Raw genomic sequence first — 19,104 nt, 5'->3', positions numbered from 1 at the left:
TTCCTTAAACCTTGTAGTAATCGCGATACCAGGCGATGAAGCGGCCGACGCCTTCCTGGACGGTGGTGCCGGGGACGAAGCCGACCCAGTCGTTGAGCAGGTCGGTGTTGGCGTAGGTGGCCGGCACGTCGCCGTCCTGCAGCGGCAGCAGGCGCTTTTCGGCCTTCTGGCCAAGGGCGTCCTCGATGGCGCCGATGAAGTCGAGCAGTTGCACGGGGTTGTTATTGCCGATGTTGAACACGCGGTAGGGCGCGTTGCTGGTCGCCGGGTCGGCCGAGATGGCGTCGTAATCCGGATTGGCCGCTGCATTCTTGTCGAGGACGCGGATGACGCCTTCGACGATGTCGTCCACGTAGGTGAAATCGCGCTTCATGTTGCCGTGGTTGAAGACGTCGATCGGCCGGCCTTCGAGGATGGCCTTGGTGAACAGGAAGAGCGCCATGTCCGGGCGGCCCCACGGGCCATAGACCGTGAAGAAGCGCAGACCGGTGGTCGGCAGGCCGTAGAGGTGGCTGTAGGTATGGGCCATCAGCTCATTGGCCTTCTTGGTCGCGGCGTACAGGCTGACCGGGTGATCGACGCTGTCGTGTTCCGAGAAGGGCATCTTGGTGTTGCCGCCATAGACGCTGGAGCTGGAGGCGTAGACCAGATGCTGGACCTGGTTGTGGCGGCAACCTTCTAGGATGTTGATGAAGCCGACCAGATTGCTGTCGACGTAGGCATGCGGATTCTGGATCGAGTAGCGAACGCCGGCCTGGGCGGCCAGGTGAATGACCTTGTCGAACTTTTCCTCGGCGAACAGTTTTTCCATGCCGGCGCGGTCGCCGACGTCGAGCTTGACGAAGCGGAAGCCGGGCAGGGCGGTCAGGCGCTTCAGGCGGTTTTCCTTCAGCGAGACCTCGTAATAGTCGTTCAGGTTGTCGAGGCCGACGACTTCGTCGCCGCGCGCCAACAGGCGCAGGGAAGTGGTCATGCCGATGAAGCCGGCGGCGCCGGTAACGAGAATTTTCACGAAACTACCTCGAAGAAATGATCACGATATTTTACCGCAGTGCAGCATCCGATTTTTGCCGCTCCAGCATCTTGGCATATTTGACGAAGCTGTTCATGCAACCGATGGCGATGTGGATGAGGCCGGGCAGTCCGTCGCGGAAGCCCTGGCGGATCACGTAGAACTTGATGAAGCGGACGACGGGGCTGAAGGCGATGCGCCCGAACGAAGCGCGCTTGCCCGCTTGCAGGGCCATGTCGGCAGCCAGCGTGGTGTAGCGGTTCTGCTTGGTCAGGTAGGCGGCCAGCGTTTCGGCCGAGTTGTGCAGCAGATCGCCGTCCAGCGTACCGACCGGGCCGTCGGCGACCACCTTTTCATGAACGGCATCGGTCGACCAGCGGCCTTGGCGGCGGTCGAACAGGCGCAGCGACCAGTCGGGATAGCCTTCACCGTGTTTCAGGTAGCGGCCGAGAAAGCGGTTGCAGCGCGGGAAGCGGTAGGCGCCATGGGCCGGCTGCCGGAGCGCGTTTTCGATACTGGTTTGCAGATCGGGCGAGACGCGCTCGTCGGCGTCCAGGCAGAGCACCCAGTCGTGCCGGGCGGCATCGACCGCAAACTGCTTCTGCGGTCCGAAGCCCAGCCAGTCCTGGGCGATGACGCGGGCGCCATAGCGCTCAGCCAGCGCCTGCGTGCCATCCGCGCTGCCGGAATCGACGACCACGATTTCGTCGGCAAAGCGCGCGCTCTTCAGGCAGTCCTCCAGTTGGGAGGCGGCGTTGAGGGTAATGATTGCAACGGAAAGCGGCTGACGCGTGGCTGGCATTTATAATTGCGGCTTCGAAAGCCGTGATTTTATCCGCCGATGCGCATTTTGATCGTGAAAACTTCCTCGCTCGGCGACGTCATCCACAATTTGCCGGCGATCAGCGACATTCGCTATCATTTTCCCGATGCCCAGATCGACTGGTGCGTCGAGGACAGTTTTGCCGCCATCCCGCGCCTGCATCCGGCGGTGCGGGCCGTCATCCCTGTGGCTATCCGCCGCTGGCGCAAGCAGCTAGCGAAGGCAGCCACTTGGCGGGAAATCGCAGCATTTCGCCGGCAGATCGCTGCGGCATCCTACGATGCGGTGATCGATACGCAGGGATTGCTGAAAAGCGCCCTGATTGCCCGCTGCGCCCAAGGGCCGCGTCTGGGATATGCCGCCGCTTCGGCCCGCGAGCCGCTGGCGGCGCGCTGCTATCATCGGCACTTTCACGTTTCCCGCGACCTGCATGCGGTGGTGCGCAACCGTCTGCTGGCAGCAGCGGCGCTGGGCTACAAGGCCGACGGCGAGCCGGATTACGGGGTCGATACGGCGCCCGGCGCCTTTCCGTGGTTGCCGCATCGCCCCTACGTGGTGTTTCTGACGGCAACCAGCCGCGACGACAAACTGTGGCCGGAAGCGAACTGGACAGCGCTCGGCCGCGCGCTGAACAGCATGGGCTTCAACGCGATTCTGCCCGGTGGCAGCGCCGTCGAGCGGGAGCGGGCGGCACGCCTGGCGGCGACCATTCCGAGGGCGCTGGCCGCCCCGCCGATGAGCATTCCCGAGTTGGCCGCGCTGCTCGCCGGCGCCCGGGCAGCGATTGGCGTCGATACCGGCCTGACGCATCTGGCGGTAGCCCTGAAGACGCCGACCGTGGCGATCTATACCGCTACCGACCCCGGCTTGACCGGCGTGTTGGGGACGGGTTTCCACCGCAACCTGGGCGGCAAGGCGCAAATTCCGGCGGCCGACGCGGTGCTCGGCGAATTGCAGGCGGTACTGGCCTGATGGCGCGCCTCGCCTACAGCCTGCTGCTTTATTTGATCACGCCGCTGATCTGGCTGCGCCTACTGTGGCGTGGCCGCAAGCAGCCTGAATACCTGCACCATCTCGGCGAGCGCTACGGGTTTTATGGCCAGCCGGCACCGGCCAGGCTGATCTGGGTGCATGCCGTTTCCGTCGGCGAAACGCGGGCTGCCCAGCCGCTCATCGACGGCCTGCTTGCCCGCTGGCCGGAGCATCGCATCCTGCTTACCGGCATGACGCCGACCGGGCGGGCCGCCGGGCGCGAGGTGTATGGCGAGCGGGTGATCCAGGCCTACCTGCCTTACGACTATCCCGGGGCGGTGGGCCGCTTCTTCCACCATTTCCGACCGGCCTTCGGGGTGTTGATGGAAACCGAAATCTGGCCCAATCTGCTGCTCACCGCCCGGCGTGCCGGCGTGCCGGTGGCGCTGGCCAATGCCCGGTTATCGGTGCGTTCGGCCCGCGGTTACGGCCGCTTCCGGGCGCTGGTTTCCCCGGCCTTTGCCGCCTTGTCCGGCGTGGCGGCGCAGACGGCGGGGGACGCCGAGCGCCTGGCCGGCCTGGGGGCGACGGTGGTCGAGGTGTGCGGCAACCTGAAATTCGATGTGCGTCCGCCGGCCGACAAGATCGACCTCGGACGCCAGTGGCGGCAGGCTGTCGGCGAGCGGCCGGTATGGCTGTCCGCCAGCACGCGCGAAGGCGAGGAAACGCTGGTCCTCGAGGCCTGGCGCCAGGTGGCGATTCCCGGCGCCTTGCTGGTCCTGGTGCCGCGCCATCCGCAACGTTTCGACGAAGTGGCGAAGCTGTTGCAGCAGTCTGGTCTGCGTTCGGTCCGCCGCAGCCAGGGGCTGCCGGCAGCGGACACCGAGGTCTGGCTGGGCGACAGCATGGGCGAGATGGCCGCCTATTTCAGCCTTGCCGACCTGGCTTTCATTGGCGGCAGCCTGTTGCCGCTCGGCGGGCAGAACCTGATCGAGGCGGCGGCCTGCGGCTGTCCGGTGCTCGTCGGGCCGCACACCTTCAACTTCCTGCAGGCGACCGACGATGCCATCGCGGCGGGCGCGGCGCAGCGGGTGGCCAACGCCGACGAGTTGGGGGCTGGTGTCGATGCGCTGCTGCGGGATGTTGGGCGTCTAGCCGCGATGCGGGCCGCTGCCGCTCAGTTCGCACACGCCCATCAGGGGGCGGCGGAACGGATGCTGGGTCTTATCGAACGGTGGACGGGTCGAGCAGGGCGTTGATCTGGGCGATGTCGTCGTCGCCCAGCGCGCCGGTCGCTGACTTCAGGCGCAGTTGCGCCATTAGCGTATCGAGCGTGGCCTTTGCCAGGTCGCGGCGGGTGACATAGACCTGGTTCTCGGCGTTCAGCACATCGATGTTGATGCGCACGCCGACTTCGTAGCCCAGCTTGTTCGATTCGAGCGCCGATTGCGACGAGATCAGGGCCGCTTTCAGCGCCTTGACCTGGGCCAGGCCATTGACGACGCCGAGATAGTACTGGCGGGCGCCGAGGGCAGCGCTGCGCTTGGCCCCTTCCAGGGTAGATTCGGCCGCGGCGCGGTTGGCGCTAGCTTCGCGCTGGCGCGACGCGGTCAGGCCGCCCGAAAAGAGCGGGATGTTGAGCTGGATGCCGACGTTCTGGAAATCGGTGTCGTAGCTGCCGAAGGCCGGCGTATAGCTCTTGGCATAGCCGTAATTGGCGACTGCATCGAGGGTCGGATAATGGCCGGCGCGCTGCTTGTCGACCTCGCGGGCGGCAATGTTGGCGTTGTATTGCTGGACCTGCACGTTCAGGCTGCCAGTTTCGGCGGCGCTGACCCATTCGTTCATGTTGCCCGGCTGTGGCGGCGTCAGTTCGGCTGTCTTGCGCAATTGGGCGAGCGCACCCGGCTCCTGGCCGACGATGGCCTGCAGCGTGCGCTGCCTGACTTCGAGGTCGCTTTCGGCGGCGATTTCCTGGGCGCTGGCCAGGTCGTAGCGGGCCTGCGCTTCGTGCGTATCGGTGATGGTCGCGGTGCCGACTTCGAAGCTCTTCTTGGCCAGTTCCAGTTGCTGGGCGATGGCCTGCTTGTTGGCCTGCACAGCGGACAGGCTTTCCTGGGCGTACAGCACATCGAAATAGGCTTGGGCGACGCGCAGGATGAGGTCTTGGCGGGCCAGCCCGAAATTGGCCTCGGCTTGGGCGACCTGCATTTTCGACTGGTCGTAGGCGATCCAGTTCTGCCAGCGGAACAGCGGTTGCGACAGGGTCAGCTGATAGCCGTTGGAGTTGTAGTTCGGTTTGGCGAAGGTGGCGCCGCCGTGCGTGGACAGCTCGTTCTCGTTCCACACCGTGTTGCCGGACAAGGTCAGGCTGGGCAGCAGGCCGGCACGTGTCTGCGGCTGCTTTTCCTGGCCGGCTTCGAAGGTGGAGCGGGCTGCGGCGAAGGTCGGATCGTTGCCCTGGGCGTCGCGATAGACCTGCATCAGATCGGCGGCGTGGAGCGGCGCAGCGATCAGGGGCGAAACGAGCAGCCAGGCGAGCTTTTTCATGCCATCCTCAGTAGCGACGCATATCAGGATCGATTTCCCCCGCCCAGGCATCGACGCCGCCGCTCAGGTTGAGCACCGAGTCAAAGCCCTGGCGCTCGAGGAACATTGCGACCTGCATGCTGCGGGCACCATGGTGGCAGATCACCACGATATCGCGGTCAGTGTCGATCTCTGCGCAGCGCATCGGCACCAGATGCATCGGGATGTGCTGGGAGCCTGCCAGCCGGCAGAGCTCCAGCTCCCACGGTTCGCGTACATCGAGCAGGACGGGGTCGGGCCGCTTGTCGTCGGCCAGCCATTCGGCGAGTTGCTGTACGCTGAGCTGCTGCATCAGAAGGAGAAACTGTCCTTGGCGTCGGCGCCGTCGAGTGCCGGAACGACGGTCTCGAACAGGTTGACGGTGTTGTAGACGCCATCGCCGGTGCACGTGATCAGCTGGGCTTCCATGACCGGGGCCTCGCCCGTGATGACAGCCAGACGGCCACCGACGCGCAACTGCTTGAGCAGGGCCGAGGAAACGGTCGGCAGCGAGCCGGAGACGACGATGGCGTCGTACGGGCCGCGTTGAGCCCAGCCGTCGATGCCGTTACCGACTTCGACCGTGACGTTGGCGACGCCGGCGCGTTCCAGATTGGCCTTGGCGGCCGCAGCGATTTCCGGACGGCTTTCGACGGTGACGACATGCTCGGCGCGGGCGGCCAGCAGGGCAGCCATGTAGCCGCTGCCGGTACCGATTTCGAGGACCTTGTCGGTCTTCTTGATGCCCAGCTCCTGCATCATCTTGGCTTCGATCTTCGGGGCCAGCATGACCTGGCCGCTGCCGATCGGGATTTCCATGTCGGCGAAAGCCAAGTTGCGATAGGCAGCCGGCGCAAAATCTTCGCGCTTGACGACGAAAAGAAGGTCGAGAACCTGCGGATCCAGGACATCCCAGGGACGGATCTGCTGTTCGATCATGTTGAAGCGCGCTTGCTCGATGTTCATTTGGGTCTCCGCAGGCATAATATTAGCACAAGCTAATATATTGATTCCGACAAATCAAAATTATACCCGACTCTCCTTTTCCGTCCCGCGCAAACCTTGACGCAGGAGGTCCATGTGTATCTGCAGGTAAAGCTGCGGATTGCTTTCGCCGCCCACGCAGCAACTCATCGAATAGCGCCAGATCAGCAGCATCAGGATGGGGGCGATGACCACATCGATGGTCGTTTCGACGTCCATGGCGCGGAATTCGCCGTTCGCCATGCCGCGCCGTAAGGCGCTGCCGACCAGGGCGCGACCGCGGTTGATGACGTTCTCGACATAGTAGCGGCCGAGTTCGGGGAAATTCCGGGCTTCGGCAACCATCAGCTTGGGAATGCCGGCGAAGGCCGTCTGGCCGATCTTGGTCCACCAGTTGGCGAGCAGTTTTTCCATCAGGTCGAAGCTGCTGCCGGTGTGCTGGGCGGCGATGGCCTCGTTTTCGACGATGACCGGGATGATGCCTTCCTGGATCACCGCTTTGAACAGCGCTTCCTTGTTCTCGTAGTAGAGATACAGCGTGCCCTTCGACACGCCGGCGCGGGTGGCGACATCTTCCAGCCGGGTGGCGGCGAAACCCTTCTCGACGAAGAGGTCGAGCGCGGCCGCCAGCAGCTCCGAGGGGCGGGCTTCCTTGCGGCGTTTGCGGGGAGGGGGGCTGAGCGACATGGCTAACTTAATGACTCTATGGTCATTAAGTTACCACTGCGTTCCGCCTCAGGTCAACGGCCTTCCTTGATCAAGCGGTTGCTGGAAGTCTGGATGGGGCGGGCGTTGTTGCGATACAGGCGGCTGAAGATGTTGATCTGGTCCTGCGAAACCTGCACCGGCTGCTTCATGACCAGCCACAGCACGCCTTCGGAACAGGGCGGCGTGGTCAGCGAGCCCATGTAGGTGTAGTAATTGCGCGAGGTGGGGAGCAGGCTGTTCAGGTCGACCGTGGTCGTCGGCGGCGCCACCGGCATGTTCTTTTCCAGCGGCATGTTGTTCCACAGGGTCTGGATGAACGGGTTTTCGTTGCCCCGTTCGAGCAGTACGGCGACAACGGCGAGCTGGCCTTCGTCGGACTTGTGCACCAGATGGACAACCATGTCGAAGCGCTGGCCATTGACCTTCTCCTCCGACGGGCGATGGAAGTGGAACTGGACCAGCTCATAGGTCTTGCCGGTCAGCGAAATGGAACCTTCCCCGACATTGACTTGAACGGTGTGGCCGTTGTCGACGATACGGAAGGTCGACGGCTGATACTTGAACTTGATCGGCTCGAGATCGACCTTTATGCCGTCCTTGATGTCGATCGGCGACTGGCGTTCGCCGACGGCGCAGAGCTTGTTCTGCGGATCGATCCGGCTCCAGTTCTCCGGGCCGCCCATGCCTTCGTAGTCCCAGTGGATGTGCGCATGCTGTACGGCCGGTTCGCTATGGGCCAGTTCGAGCATGTAGCCTTCCGACTTGGCTGCCTTTTTGGGTTTAGGCGCAGGGGCCGGGCTGGTGTGGACGACGATGGTCTGCGCCTTGGCTGGAGCGGTAGCCGGGGCCGGTACGGGCGGAGCTGGTGGCTTGACCGGCGCGGCGGCAGCGGGTGGCGGCGCTTCCCGGGTCGATTCGCGGGCCGCTTCGGCGGCGGCCTTCAGATTGGGGCGGATCGACGGGATGGGCGAATGTTCGGCTTCCTTGGCCGGTGCGTCGGAAGCCTTGATGGCGGCCGGTTTCTCGGTCTTGGCCATTTCCTTCTTGAGGGTCGCCTCGTTGGCCGCCTTCAATTGGCTGCCTGCCTCGTTGGCCTTTTGCGCCAGTTCGGCCGGGCTCTCCTTGGGCGGACGGCACACTTCGCGTAGCACCTTGTCGTCCAGAGTTCCGGAGCGTACCGGGAGTTCGACTCCCCGGATGTCTTCCTCACGGACGATATCCGATTCGTTTTTCTTGAAAATGCGCTTGATGGTGTTGGCGCTACGCGTCGTGCAATCGTAACGGGTGATCGCTTCGATGACGCGGTAGCCGGCACCGGACTTGCCGTCGATCAACTCCTTCTCGAGGACAACGCGACCTTGCGCCTGAACGGCGTTACCGTCACGTTTCAAGCTGGTGCGGTCGATCTCGATGCGCTTGCCGGGCTCGGATGAAATGACCTGCCAGGTCGGCGCCGCAGAGGCGCTCCAGGGCAGGGTGGCCAGCAGGCCGGCAATAATCAGTAAGCGCATCTTCGATTCCCCGTTTTTCTTTAGATTCCACGTCTTGTCGAAGATATTTCGGCTAATTTCTGAAAATCTTGAGCGGACTTTGTCGTTCCTTGCATTTTGCCTGTATTTCCAGTAACTTGCAGCCCACTCGTTAGGGGTGCCGGCGGACAAGCGGGCTGAGAAATACCCTTCGAACCTGACCGGGTCATGCCGTCGTAGGGAAACGAATACGGTTGTTGGAACCAGATCGCTCCCTGCTCGTCATATCCCGCTGATACACGCACGGAGCCTCCATGAACGTCAAAGAACAATTCCTCGCCGCCAATGCCCACGTCGACGAGGCCGCCATCCAGCCGCTGCCCAATTCCCGCAAGGTTTATATCGAAGGTTCGCGCCCGGATATCCAGGTCCCGATGCGCGAAATCAGCCAGTCCGATACGCCGACCGGCATGGGCGGCGAGAAGAATCCGCCGATCTACGTTTATGACTGCTCCGGCGTCTATTCCGACCCGGCCGCCAAGATCGACATCCGTTCCGGCCTGCCCGCCCTGCGCGCCCGGTGGATCGCCGAACGCAACGACACCGAGGAACTGGCCGACCTGACTTCCGACTACGGCCGCCAGCGCGCCACCGACACGGCCCTCGACGAACTGCGCTTCCCCGGCCTGCACCGCAAGCCGCGCCGAGCCAAGGCCGGCGCCAACGTGTCGCAGATGCATTACGCCCGTAAAGGCATCATCACGCCGGAAATGGAATACGTCGCCATCCGCGAGAACCTCAACCGCCGCGCCTACATCGAATCGCTGAAAGCCACCGGCCCGCTGGGCGACAAAATGGCCAAGCTGCTCGGCCGCCAGCACCCGGGCCAGAACTTCGGCGCCAGCATTCCGGAAGAGATCACCCCGGAATTCGTGCGCAGCGAAGTCGCTCGCGGCCGCGCCATCATCCCCAACAATATCAATCACCCGGAAAGCGAGCCGATGATCATCGGCCGCAACTTCCTGACCAAGATCAACGCCAACATCGGCAACTCGGCGCTCGGCTCCTCCATCCAGGAAGAAGTCGAGAAAATGACCTGGTCGATCCGCTGGGGCGGCGACACGGTGATGGACCTGTCCACCGGCAAGAACATCCACGAAACCCGCGAGTGGATCATCCGCAACAGCCCGGTGCCGATCGGCACGGTGCCCATCTATCAGGCGCTGGAGAAGGTCAATGGCAAGGCCGAGGACCTGACCTGGGAAATCTTCCGCGATACGCTGATCGAACAGGCCGAGCAGGGCGTCGACTACTTCACCATCCACGCCGGCGTGCTGCTGCGCTACATCCCGATGACGGCCAACCGCATGACCGGCATCGTGTCGCGCGGCGGCTCGATCATGGCCAAGTGGTGTTTGGCGCACCACAAGGAAAGCTTCCTCTACACCCACTTCGAGGAAATCTGCGAAATCATGAAGGCCTACGACGTTGCCTTCAGCCTCGGCGACGGCCTGCGTCCGGGCTCGATCTACGACGCCAACGACGAAGCCCAGCTCGGCGAACTGAAGACCCTGGGCGAGCTGACCGCAATCGCCTGGAAGCACGACGTGCAGACCATCATCGAAGGCCCGGGCCACGTGCCGATGCACCTGATCAAGGAGAACATGGACCTGCAGCTCGAATACTGCAAGGAAGCCCCGTTCTACACCCTCGGCCCGCTGACCACCGATATCGCGCCGGGCTACGATCACATCACCAGCGGCATCGGCGCCGCCATGATCGGCTGGTACGGCACCGCCATGCTTTGCTACGTGACGCCTAAGGAACACCTCGGCTTGCCCGACAAGGACGACGTCAAGGAGGGCATCATTACCTACAAGCTCGCCGCCCACGCCGCCGACCTGGCCAAGGGCCATCCCGGCGCGCAGATCCGCGACAACGCACTGTCCAAGGCGCGCTACGAGTTCCGCTGGGAAGACCAGTTCAACTTGGGCCTCGACCCGGACAAGGCGCGCGAATTCCACGACGAAACCCTGCCCAAGGAATCAGCCAAGGTCGCCCACTTCTGCTCGATGTGCGGTCCGCACTTCTGCTCGATGAAGATCACCCAGGACGTGCGTGACTTCGCGGCGGCGCAGGGGATCGGCGAAGCCGAGGCGCTGGACAAGGGCATGGAAGCCAAGGCGGTCGAATTCGTCAGGACCGGCGCCGAGCTGTACCAAAAGGTCTGACATGAAACGCTGCTTGGCCGGCCTGATACGTTGCGTTGTCGGGCTGGCCATGGCGTGCGTGCTTGTCGGGACGGCAGGCGCGGAGTTCAACAAGTTCAACCCGGTTTATATAAGCCGCCTGCCGCGTATCCAGATCGAAGTAGCGCCGGGCAACTGGGGGCAGATGGAGGTCAAGGACCTGCAGCGCCTGTTAGAAGCGGTAGCCCGGCAGCAGTTGTCGGATATTCCGCCGCTGAGCCGGGATACGTTGTCGATATACGTCATCCCGCGCAACGACTTCCCCGAGGTCATGCTTGAGCGCAACCGCGATGGCGCCTATGTGGTCCGCCTGACTGCGCGCGATGAGCGTCTGTACCAGTATGCCTACCAGTTTGCGCATGAGCTGTGCCACATTCAGTCGCATTACGACCAGAAAGAACTGCGCGACGGCAAGCTGCCCGTCCAGAATCAGTGGTTCGAAGAAAGCCTGTGCGAGGCGGTGTCGATCTTCACACTGCGACAACTGGCCGCAAGCTGGGACGAGCGTCCGCCCAGCCGCAAATGGAGCGGCTACGGGGCGAAGTTCGGCGCCTATGCCGACCAGCTGCTGGCCCAGGCGCATCGGCAATTGCCACCAGAACAAGGCTTCCTCGCCTGGTACAAGACCAATGCCGAATTGCTGCGGGTCAATCCTTATGATCGCGAAAAAAACGAGGTGATCGCCGGGCAACTGCTGACGATCTTCGGTGACGATCCCATCCGCTGGCAGTCCGTCGTCTATCTCAATCCGCATCTGGAAAGTGCGCTACAGCCCTTCCCGAAATACCTGCATGACTGGTACCAAGCCTGCCCGGAACAGAACCGGGTGCCGGTCAAAGGCGTGTTTCAACTCTTCGGGCTGGTGCCGAAACAGGAATGATTCCTCCTGCCAGCAAAAAGGCCAACACCGCTGCCGGCGCTGGCCTTTATTCAGAATGCTGATGGACAGGCGCTACGCCGCTATTCCTGCCGCTCGCGAATCTGCATATTGACCGCATCAACGTATTCGTTGAAGGCCGCCGATCCGGTGTCCGGGCTGCGGAAGCCGGCCAGATAACCATCAAAGCCGGCGACGGGTCCGTTCGGGCCGGCAACGCCGTATTCTTCGGTGGCATTTTTCGCGGAAATGGTCTGGTTGGTTTCGGCGACGTAGTAGTTGAACCATTGCGAACCTGTATCGCTGCCAGTCATCAGGCCAAGATACTCGTTGAAACTGTGGTCGCTGATCGGCGCGGCGGTGACTGAAGCGATTGCACAACAGACGGCGACGCCCAGCAAAGTCTTCGTCTTGAACATGGTTACCTCCATTTGAACAAGATTGATCAATGAGGCCGTGACGAAAGGACGGGGTAAAAAGGGCTACCTACGGCTACCTCCCGTCTGAAGGTCAGACGTGGCGCGATACAGATTGGTTCCGTTTTTTCAATGCCAGATGCACGGCAAGGCGCTGCTTGGGCGCCAATTTCGTAAGGCCCGGCTTGGGCGACCGGCGGCTGGATTGGCGTCATCCGGCCGCCGACTTTACTTCCATTTACCGCCCGCTAACCCCCCTTAACCGCATGCCGGCCGAGTATTCGTCCTGTCGCCCGGCTGCTTTCGGCCGGCCAACGTCAAACGAAAAGGACGAAGAGATGAAGATTACTTTCAGCAGCATCAGGCGTTTTTTGCTCGCGGCCGGCATGGCCACCGCTGTTCCGCTGAGCGCCGCAGCCTGGCAGGGGCATGTCGGCGGCCCTGGCGCCTGCGGCGGCGGGATGCCGGGTGGGCCGGGCAAGCAGGTGATGTGGGGCGACATGCTGCCGCCTTATCTGCACGGTTTGAATCTGAGCGAGGCGCAGCGCGACAAGGTGTTCGCCATCATGCACGCCCAGGCGCCGGCGATACGCGACAAGGCCAAGGCGGTGCACAAGGCCGAGGACGATCTACGCATACTGGCGGCGGCGCCGGACTACAGCGCAGCCAAGGCTCGGGCGTTGGCCGATAGCGCAGCGAAGGCGATGGCGGAAATGACGCTGGCCCGAACGCAGGTCGATCGTCAGGTATTCGAGCTGCTGACGCCGGAGCAGCGCAAGCAAGTGGCCGAACGCAAGCCGGGGGTCGTGCCGCCGCACGGTGCGGCGCCGGGCGCCTGATTGTTCCGGGTTACGGCAGCGCCGCGAAAAACGGGGTTGGCCGACAATCCCGTTTGCGACGGTGTTTTGGCATCGCCCGCCGCATCGGGGACAATGGCGGCATGTCTGTGCCTTCTTCATCCTTCGCCTGCCGCCCCGCGTGCGGCGCCTGCTGTATTGCGCCGTCGATCTCGTCGCTGAACAAGCCGGCCGGTGAGCCCTGCCGTCATCTCGACGAGGCGTTGCGCTGTCGGATTTTCGGCCGGCCGGAACGTCCGAAGTGCTGCGCCGGCCTGCAGGCGTCGGCGGAAATGTGCGGCGAAACGCGGGAGCACGCCATGCGCTGGTTGGCCCATCTCGAAGTTTTGACTCATCCGGGATAGTAGAATGCGGCCTCCCCAACTTGGCTGCGCTCCATGGACCCGATTCTTCTCCTCAAGGCCCTGATCCTCGGTATCGTCGAAGGGCTGACCGAATTCCTGCCGATTTCCTCGACCGGCCACCTGATCCTGGCAGGCGATCTGCTGAATTTCAACGACGATCGCGGCAAGTTGTTCGAAATTGTCATCCAGTCCGGCGCCATTCTGGCTGTGGTCTGGGAATACCGGGCGCGCATCGCCGGTGTCTTCCGCGGTCTGGGCCGCGACCGCCTGGCCAACCGACTGGTGCTCAATCTGGCCATCGCCTTCATGCCGCTGGCCGTGCTTGGCCTGTTGTTCAAAAAAGCCATCGAGGCGCATCTGTTCAAGCCGGTGCCTGTGGCCCTGGCCTTCATTGTCGGTGCTTTCGTGATCATCTGGGCCGAACGGCGTACCCATACGGTCCGTGTTGCGACCGTCGACGACATGACCCCGCTCGACGCGCTCAAGCTCGGCTTCGCTCAGGCGGCGGCGTTGATTCCGGGGACTTCGCGTTCCGGTGCGACGATCATCGGCGGCTTGCTGTTCGGCCTGTCGCGCAAGGCGGCGACCGAATTTTCCTTCTTCCTGGCGATCCCGACCCTGTTTGCCGCCACCGCCTACAACCTGTACAAGGAGCGCGCGTTGCTCAACGCCGACGATCTCGGCATGTGGGCGGTCGGCTTCGTGTCGGCTTTCGTCTCGGCCTTCTTGTGCGTGCGCTGGCTGCTGCGTTACATCTCCAGCCATGACTTCACCGCCTTCGCCTGGTACCGCATCGCCTTCGGCCTCGTCGTGCTGGCTACCGCCCACTTCGGCTGGGTGCAATGGACGGCGGCTTGATCATTTACCTGCACGGCTTCTGCTCGTCGCCGGCCTCGTGGAAGTCGCGGCTCCTGGCCGAGGAGATGGCACGACGCGGGCTGGCCGATCATTTCGTCTGCCCGCAACTATCGCCGGTGCCGGATGAAGCCGTGGCCAGCGTCAGCCGCCTGATCGAGCAAGCCGGCGGGCCGGTTACACTGGTCGGTTCGTCGCTGGGCGGTCATTACGCCAGCCATCTGGCCGAAAAGCACGGTCTGAACGCCGTGCTGATCAACCCGGCGGCGGTCTACCGCCTCGATCTGGCCGATTTCGCCGGCGAGCACGCCAACTTCCATTCTGGTGAGCGATTCGTTTTCACCGCCGCGCACGCTGTGCAGTTGAAGGCCCAGGTCGCCCGACCGACGCCGGAACGTTACTGGCTGCTGCTTGAGGAGGGCGACGAAGTCCTCGATTACCGGCAGGCCGCCGATTTCTACGCCGGGTGTCGGCAAACCGTGCTGCCGGGCGGCGATCATAGCTTCACGCAATTTCCCGAATTTATCCCGCAAATCATTGAATTCGCTGGGCTATAATCCGCCGATGAATGTATTGTTTGAAGAAGATGGCGGCTTCAAGGCCGGCAGCATCATGGCCGACAACGACACTTCGTTGCAGGTCGAAATGCCCACCGGCAAGCGGAGCAAGATCAAGGCGGCAACGGTATTGCTGCGTTTTGACAAACCTTCTGCCGCGACGCTGCTCGATCAGGCGACGCCGCTGGCCGAAGAAATCGAACCGGATTTCCTGTGGGAGTGCGTGAACGATGGCGAATTTTCGTTTCTGGATTTTGCCCGTGACTACTACGGACACGACCCCGCCCCGAGCGAAGCGACGGCGGTGCTGCTTGCCCTGCACGCCGCGCCCGTCTATTTCCACCGCAAAGGCAAGGGCCGCTTCCGCAAGGCGCCTGCCGACATTCTCGCAGCTGCTCTGGCCAATCTTGAAAAAAAGCGTCAGCAAGCGCTCGCCATCGAAGGCTGGATCGCGGAGCTGAAGGAATTCCGTCTGCCGCCAGCCATCGGCGCGCTGACCGATTCCCTGCTCTACGCCCCGGACCGCAACAAACCGGAAACCAAGGCCTTCGAAGCGGCCTGCGGCGAAACCGGGCTGACCGCCGCGCAGCTGCTGTTCCGTTGCGGCGCCATCAAGTCGCCTTATTTCCTGCACTACCGGCGCTTCCTTCACGAGCAGTTCCCGAAAGGCACGGCTTTCCCGAGCCTTGAGGCGCCCGGATTGCCGCGCGACCTGCCGCGTGCCGACGTCCGCGCCTTCTCGATCGACGACGCCCACACCACCGAAATCGACGATGCGCTGTCCGTCGTCAAGCTGCCCGGCATCGGGTCACGCATCGGCATCCACATCGCCGCGCCCGGGCTGGCCATCGAACACGGCTCGCCGCTCGACGGTGTCGCCCGCGCCCGGCTGTCGACGGTCTACATGCCCGGCAACAAGATCACCATGCTGCCCGACGCCGTGGTGCAGAACTACACGCTGGCCGGCGGCGTTGACTGCCCGGCCGTGTCGCTCTACCTGACGGTCAACGAGTCGCTGGAAATCCTCAGCCACGAGTCACGGCTGGAGATGGTGCATATCGCCGCCAACCTGCGCCATCACGAAATCGAACCCTGGTTCAACGCAGAAACCATCAACGGCCCGCTGCCCGACCAGCCGTTCAAGGACGAGCTGGTTCATCTCTGGCACTTCGCCAATGCCTGCGAAGGCCGCCGCGGCAAGCCGTCGGCCGTGCAGGGCATCAACGACTACAACTTCGCCATTGCCGGCGACCTGGCCGATCCGGACGCGTGCACGGTCGACATCAGCGAACGCAAGCGCGGCAGCCCGCTCGACAAGCTGGTCGCCGAACTGATGATCGTCGCCAATTCGACCTGGGGCGGCCTGCTCGCCGAGAAGAATGTGGCCTGTCTGTACCGCGCCCAGACTCAGGGCAAGGTGCGTATGACCACCTCGCCGCTGCCGCACGAGGGCCTCGGTGTGCCGCAATACGCCTGGATGACCTCGCCGCTGCGCCGTTACTGCGACCTGGTCAATCAATGGCAGCTGATCGCCTGCCTGAAGGGCGAGACGCCGGCCTTTGCGCAGAAATCGGCCGAATTGTTCGCCGCGATGCGCGATTTCGAGCTGACCTATTCCGCCTATGCCGATTTTCAGCGCCAGATGGAGAGTTACTGGTGCCTGCGCTGGCTGCAGCAGCACGACGTCAGTGAAATCGACGCCACCGTGCGCCGTGAGCAACTGGTCAAGCTCGACCATCTGCCGGTGATGCTGCGCGTCCCGTCGCTGCCGGCCGACCTGGTGCCGGGGCAGCGCGTGCATCTGGCCATCGAAAGCATCGACTTGCTGGCCCCTGAGCTGACGTGCCGCTTCCTCAGCCTGCTCGGCGACAGCAATGTGGCGGAAGCGCTGGAGGACGAAGAGGCGTGAAGCCGGCGGTCAGTCCACGGCGGGCGCGTGCGGCCGAGCAGGATCGCCGCTTGTGGATGGCGCTCGCCATTTCGCTGGCCGTCCATGCCCTGCTCCTCGCCTTGCATTTCCAGTTTCCCGAAGCCTCGAAAGCGATGCAGGAAAAGGCCATGGACATCATCCTGGTCAATGCCAAATCGCATCGCAAGCCACACGACGCGCAGGCGCTGGCCCAGGCCAACCTGGACGGTGGTGGCAATACCGACGATAACCGGCGGGCCAAGACGCCGCTGCCGCCGACGCAGCGGCAGACCGAAGGCAACGATATCCAGCAGATGCAGCGCCGCGTGCAGGAGCTCGAAACGGCCCAGCAGAAGCTGCTCACCCAGGCCAAGAGCCTGCGCAATGTCGCGGCCGCCAAGACGGTCAGCGAACAGCCGTCGCCGGTGCCCAGCCTCAGCGGCCTCGATCTGGCCGAATCGGCGCGCGCCATGGCCCGGCTGGAGGGCGAGATCGCCAAGACAGCCGACGAGTACAACAAGAAGCCGCGCAAGAAATTCGTCGGCGCCCGCGCCGAGGAATATGCGCTGGCCGCCTATCTCGATGCCTGGAAGCAGAAAATCGAGCGCATCGGCACCCTGAATTACCCGCCGGAGGCGCGCGGCAAGCTGTACGGTGCGGTGGTCATCTTCGTCGAACTGCGCGCCGAGGACGGCAGCCTGTACAGCGCGGAAATCTCCAAGTCGTCCGGCCACAAGGTGCTCGACCAGGCCGCCTTGCGCATCCTGCGCATGTCGGCGCCGTTCGGCGCCATCCCGGCGCAGGGGCTGGGCGGCGCCACCGTCCTGTCCTTTGCCCGGACCTGGTATTTTACGCAGGGCGATTCGCTGAATACGGCCGTCAGCAAATAGGCGCCCGCCGCGCGGCGCCAAGTGCCGTGTTAACCTTGGCGCACTCGTGTTCCCCCCTTGATGCAACTTGAGCCTATGTCCGACCTCTACGCCGTTTTCGGCAATCCGATTGCCCATTCCAAGTCCCCGGCCATCCACACAGCCTTTGCCGCGGCTACCGGCCAGGACCTGATTTACGAGGCGCGTCTGGCGCCGGTCGACGGTTTCGCTGCGGCGATCGCCGCCTTTGTCGCGGCCGGCGGCAAGGGGGCGAACGTGACGGTACCGTTCAAGGAAGACGCGTTCCGGCTGGCGACGCGCCTGTCGGAACGCGCGGCGCGGGCCGGCGCGGTCAATACCTTGGCCTTCGCCGGCAGCGACATCGTCGGCGACAACACCGACGGTGCTGGTCTGGTCCGCGACATCACCGTTAATCTTGGCTGTGCGCTGGCCGGCAAGCGCATCCTGCTGCTCGGCGCCGGCGGCGCTTCGCGCGGCGTGATCGCGCCGCTGCTGGCGGAAGGCCCGGCCGCACTGGCCATCGCCAACCGGACGGCGGAGAAGGCCGCAGCGCTGGCCGCCGCCTTTGCCGATGTCGCCCCGGTCGAGGGTGGCGACTTCGGCCGCTACGCCGGGCGCAGCTTCGACGTGGTGATCAACGCCACGTCGGCCAGCCTGGCGGGCGACAGCCTGCCCCTGCCGTCCGGGCTGTTCGCGGCGGGCAGCCTGGCCTACGACATGATGTACGGCAAGGGCGAAACGCCCTTCCTGTGCTTGGCGCGCGAACAGGGGGCGGCGCACCGAGCGGACGGCCTGGGCATGCTGGTCGAGCAGGCGGCCGAGGCTTTCCTGGTCTGGCGCGGGGTGCGGCCGGCCACCGGGGCGCTGCTCGCTGAGTTGCGTGCCGGGCTGGCCGGATGAAGACGCTCGGCCGCTGGCTAAAGTGGTCGCTGCTCGGCCTGGTCGGCCTCTTCCTGCTGTGGCAGCTGTGGCTGCTCGGCTGGGTCCTGTTGTGGGGCTGGGTCAATCCGGGTGAGACCAAGTTCATGGAAATCCGCCTGGCCGAATTGCGGCAGAAAAATCCGCAGGCGCAGCTGAAGCAGCAATGGGTGCCCTACGAGCGCATTTCGCCGCATCTGAAGCGGGCGATCATCGCGGCCGAAGATGCCAAGTTCGTCGATCATGAGGGCTTCGACTGGGAAGGCATGCAGAAAGCGATGGAGAGGAACCAGAAGCGGGGGCGCTTCGTCGCCGGCGGGTCGACCATCAGCCAGCAACTGGCCAAGAACCTGTTTCTGACGCCGACCAAGTCCTATTTCCGCAAAGCCGAGGAAGCGGTGATCACGCTGATGCTGGAAAACCTGTGGAGCAAGCGGCGCATCTTCGAGGTCTATCTGAACGTGATCGAGTGGGGCAACGGCGTGTTCGGCGCGGAGGCGGCGGCGCGCCACTACTACAACGTCAGCGCCGCCCAGTTGGGTCCAGAACAGGCCGCCCGGCTGGCCGGCATGGTGCCAAATCCGCGCTTTTACGACCGCAATCGTGGCGCGCCCGGCCTCGGGCGCAAGACGGCGATCATCCTCGGCCGCATGCCGAGTGCCGATGTGCCGTGAAATATTGCCCGGATAGGGGTTT

Annotated in this window: 20 protein-coding genes and 1 riboswitch; of the genes, 12 read left to right on the top strand and 8 right to left on the bottom strand. The window is 63.8% G+C overall.

Annotated elements, in window-relative coordinates; translation table 11 throughout:
* Positions 1-4: 4 nt before the first annotated feature.
* Positions 5-1,012, bottom strand: coding sequence for an NAD-dependent epimerase (locus tag LZ012_RS00850; protein WP_275706562.1), 1,008 nt, complete (start codon positions 1,010-1,012; stop codon positions 5-7).
* Positions 1,013-1,043: 31 nt separating this feature from the next.
* Entirely contained in the window at positions 1,044-1,814 is a 771-nt protein-coding gene (locus LZ012_RS00845) for a glycosyltransferase family 2 protein (RefSeq protein ID WP_275706561.1), read from the bottom strand.
* 54 nt (positions 1,815-1,868) lie between these two features.
* On the opposite strand from LZ012_RS00845, the gene waaC reads away from it, so the two are divergent.
* Together waaC and waaA are read left to right on the top strand one after the other, a co-directional pair.
* Positions 1,869-2,807, top strand: coding sequence for a lipopolysaccharide heptosyltransferase I (gene waaC, locus LZ012_RS00840; protein ID WP_275706560.1), 939 nt, complete (start codon positions 1,869-1,871; stop codon positions 2,805-2,807).
* Positions 2,804-4,066 (top strand): lipid IV(A) 3-deoxy-D-manno-octulosonic acid transferase, encoded by a 1,263-nt coding sequence (gene waaA, locus LZ012_RS00835; RefSeq protein ID WP_275709587.1) that lies wholly within the window; start codon positions 2,804-2,806, stop codon positions 4,064-4,066. Before waaC ends, waaA begins: the two co-directional genes overlap by 4 nt.
* Here waaA and LZ012_RS00830 read toward each other — a convergent pair.
* Genes LZ012_RS00830 through LZ012_RS00810 form a run of 5 tightly spaced genes read right to left on the bottom strand, consistent with a single transcriptional unit; the run spans position 4,032 to position 8,578 of the window.
* Entirely contained in the window at positions 4,032-5,357 is a 1,326-nt protein-coding gene (locus LZ012_RS00830) for a TolC family outer membrane protein (RefSeq protein WP_275706559.1), read from the bottom strand. The genes waaA and LZ012_RS00830 overlap by 35 nt on opposite strands.
* 7 nt (positions 5,358-5,364) lie before the next feature.
* Positions 5,365-5,688, bottom strand: a complete 324-nt coding sequence (locus LZ012_RS00825; RefSeq protein WP_275706558.1) for a rhodanese-like domain-containing protein — start codon at positions 5,686-5,688, stop codon at positions 5,365-5,367.
* Positions 5,688-6,341: a protein-L-isoaspartate O-methyltransferase family protein gene (locus LZ012_RS00820; RefSeq protein WP_275706557.1), complete on the bottom strand. Its 654-nt coding sequence runs from the start codon at positions 6,339-6,341 to the stop codon at positions 5,688-5,690. Before LZ012_RS00820 ends, LZ012_RS00825 begins: the two co-directional genes overlap by 1 nt.
* Positions 6,342-6,401: 60 nt before the next feature.
* On the bottom strand, positions 6,402-7,046 hold the full coding sequence (locus tag LZ012_RS00815; RefSeq protein ID WP_275706556.1) for a TetR/AcrR family transcriptional regulator: 645 nt from the start codon (positions 7,044-7,046) through the stop codon (positions 6,402-6,404).
* 53 nt (positions 7,047-7,099) lie between these two features.
* On the bottom strand, positions 7,100-8,578 hold the full coding sequence (locus tag LZ012_RS00810) for a carbonic anhydrase (RefSeq protein ID WP_275706554.1): 1,479 nt from the start codon (positions 8,576-8,578) through the stop codon (positions 7,100-7,102).
* Between the two features lie 122 nt (positions 8,579-8,700).
* Positions 8,701-8,796: riboswitch (TPP riboswitch) on the top strand.
* A 54-nt stretch (positions 8,797-8,850) separates the two neighbouring features.
* Here LZ012_RS00810 and thiC point away from each other — a divergent pair.
* Both thiC and LZ012_RS00800 read left to right on the top strand, forming a co-directional pair.
* Complete coding sequence (gene thiC / locus LZ012_RS00805; protein WP_275706553.1) at positions 8,851-10,767, top strand: phosphomethylpyrimidine synthase ThiC; 1,917 nt, start codon at positions 8,851-8,853, stop codon at positions 10,765-10,767.
* 1 nt (position 10,768) lies between these two features.
* Positions 10,769-11,665, top strand: a complete 897-nt coding sequence (locus LZ012_RS00800) for a hypothetical protein (RefSeq protein ID WP_275706551.1) — start codon at positions 10,769-10,771, stop codon at positions 11,663-11,665.
* A gap of 80 nt (positions 11,666-11,745) precedes the next feature.
* Here LZ012_RS00800 and LZ012_RS00795 read toward each other — a convergent pair whose 3' ends face one another.
* Positions 11,746-12,111 (bottom strand): hypothetical protein, encoded by a 366-nt coding sequence (locus LZ012_RS00795; protein WP_275706549.1) that lies wholly within the window; start codon positions 12,109-12,111, stop codon positions 11,746-11,748.
* Positions 12,112-12,416: 305 nt separating this feature from the next.
* On the opposite strand from LZ012_RS00795, the gene LZ012_RS00790 reads away from it, so the two are divergent.
* The 8 genes from LZ012_RS00790 (at position 12,417) to mtgA (ending at position 19,082) form a co-directional block, all read left to right on the top strand.
* Complete coding sequence (locus tag LZ012_RS00790; protein ID WP_275706547.1) at positions 12,417-12,917, top strand: Spy/CpxP family protein refolding chaperone; 501 nt, start codon at positions 12,417-12,419, stop codon at positions 12,915-12,917.
* Positions 12,918-13,018: 101 nt separating this feature from the next.
* On the top strand, positions 13,019-13,279 hold the full coding sequence (locus tag LZ012_RS00785; protein WP_275706545.1) for a YkgJ family cysteine cluster protein: 261 nt from the start codon (positions 13,019-13,021) through the stop codon (positions 13,277-13,279).
* Positions 13,280-13,312: 33 nt separating this feature from the next.
* Positions 13,313-14,137 (top strand): undecaprenyl-diphosphate phosphatase, encoded by an 825-nt coding sequence (locus LZ012_RS00780; RefSeq protein ID WP_275706542.1) that lies wholly within the window; start codon positions 13,313-13,315, stop codon positions 14,135-14,137.
* A complete protein-coding gene (locus LZ012_RS00775) occupies positions 14,134-14,691 on the top strand; it encodes a YqiA/YcfP family alpha/beta fold hydrolase (protein ID WP_275706540.1) in 558 nt (185 codons plus the stop codon). Before LZ012_RS00780 ends, LZ012_RS00775 begins: the two co-directional genes overlap by 4 nt.
* Positions 14,692-14,698: 7 nt before the next feature.
* Positions 14,699-16,600 (top strand): ribonuclease catalytic domain-containing protein, encoded by a 1,902-nt coding sequence (locus tag LZ012_RS00770; RefSeq protein WP_275706538.1) that lies wholly within the window; start codon positions 14,699-14,701, stop codon positions 16,598-16,600.
* The gene (locus LZ012_RS00765; protein ID WP_275706535.1) at positions 16,597-17,490 is read left to right on the top strand and encodes an energy transducer TonB; all 894 of its coding nucleotides are present in this window, start codon (positions 16,597-16,599) and stop codon (positions 17,488-17,490) included. Before LZ012_RS00770 ends, LZ012_RS00765 begins: the two co-directional genes overlap by 4 nt.
* 75 nt (positions 17,491-17,565) lie before the next feature.
* On the top strand, positions 17,566-18,390 hold the full coding sequence (aroE, locus tag LZ012_RS00760; RefSeq protein WP_275706533.1) for a shikimate dehydrogenase: 825 nt from the start codon (positions 17,566-17,568) through the stop codon (positions 18,388-18,390).
* Complete coding sequence (mtgA, locus tag LZ012_RS00755) at positions 18,387-19,082, top strand: monofunctional biosynthetic peptidoglycan transglycosylase (protein ID WP_275706530.1); 696 nt, start codon at positions 18,387-18,389, stop codon at positions 19,080-19,082. The genes aroE and mtgA overlap by 4 nt, the downstream gene beginning before the upstream one ends.
* Positions 19,083-19,104 lie beyond the last annotated feature (22 nt).

The organism is Dechloromonas hankyongensis (assembly GCF_022012295.1).
GTDB classification, from domain to species: Bacteria; Pseudomonadota; Gammaproteobacteria; order Burkholderiales; family Rhodocyclaceae; genus Azonexus; species Azonexus hankyongensis.
Note: the sequence above shows the minus strand (reverse complement) of the source record. Positions and strands in the feature narration are given on the sequence as shown.

Bases quoted from the DNA above. Each gene is read 5' to 3' on its own strand.
- LZ012_RS00830 (WP_275706559.1), bottom strand. From the start codon at position 5,357: ATGAAAAAGCTCGCCTGGCTGCTCGTTTCGCCCCTGATCGCTGCGCCG.
- LZ012_RS00810 (WP_275706554.1), bottom strand. From the start codon at position 8,578: ATGCGCTTACTGATTATTGCCGGCCTGCTGGCCACCCTGCCCTGGAGC.
- LZ012_RS00770 (WP_275706538.1), top strand. From the start codon at position 14,699: ATGAATGTATTGTTTGAAGAAGATGGCGGCTTCAAGGCCGGCAGCATC.
- aroE (WP_275706533.1), top strand. From the start codon at position 17,566: ATGTCCGACCTCTACGCCGTTTTCGGCAATCCGATTGCCCATTCCAAG.
- LZ012_RS00780 (WP_275706542.1), top strand. From the start codon at position 13,313: ATGGACCCGATTCTTCTCCTCAAGGCCCTGATCCTCGGTATCGTCGAA.
- LZ012_RS00820 (WP_275706557.1), bottom strand. From the start codon at position 6,341: ATGAACATCGAGCAAGCGCGCTTCAACATGATCGAACAGCAGATCCGT.
- LZ012_RS00825 (WP_275706558.1), bottom strand. From the start codon at position 5,688: ATGCAGCAGCTCAGCGTACAGCAACTCGCCGAATGGCTGGCCGACGAC.
- LZ012_RS00800 (WP_275706551.1), top strand. From the start codon at position 10,769: ATGAAACGCTGCTTGGCCGGCCTGATACGTTGCGTTGTCGGGCTGGCC.
- LZ012_RS00845 (WP_275706561.1), bottom strand. From the start codon at position 1,814: ATGCCAGCCACGCGTCAGCCGCTTTCCGTTGCAATCATTACCCTCAAC.
- LZ012_RS00815 (WP_275706556.1), bottom strand. From the start codon at position 7,046: ATGTCGCTCAGCCCCCCTCCCCGCAAACGCCGCAAGGAAGCCCGCCCC.
- thiC (WP_275706553.1), top strand. From the start codon at position 8,851: ATGAACGTCAAAGAACAATTCCTCGCCGCCAATGCCCACGTCGACGAG.
- mtgA (WP_275706530.1), top strand. From the start codon at position 18,387: ATGAAGACGCTCGGCCGCTGGCTAAAGTGGTCGCTGCTCGGCCTGGTC.
- LZ012_RS00790 (WP_275706547.1), top strand. From the start codon at position 12,417: ATGAAGATTACTTTCAGCAGCATCAGGCGTTTTTTGCTCGCGGCCGGC.
- LZ012_RS00785 (WP_275706545.1), top strand. From the start codon at position 13,019: ATGTCTGTGCCTTCTTCATCCTTCGCCTGCCGCCCCGCGTGCGGCGCC.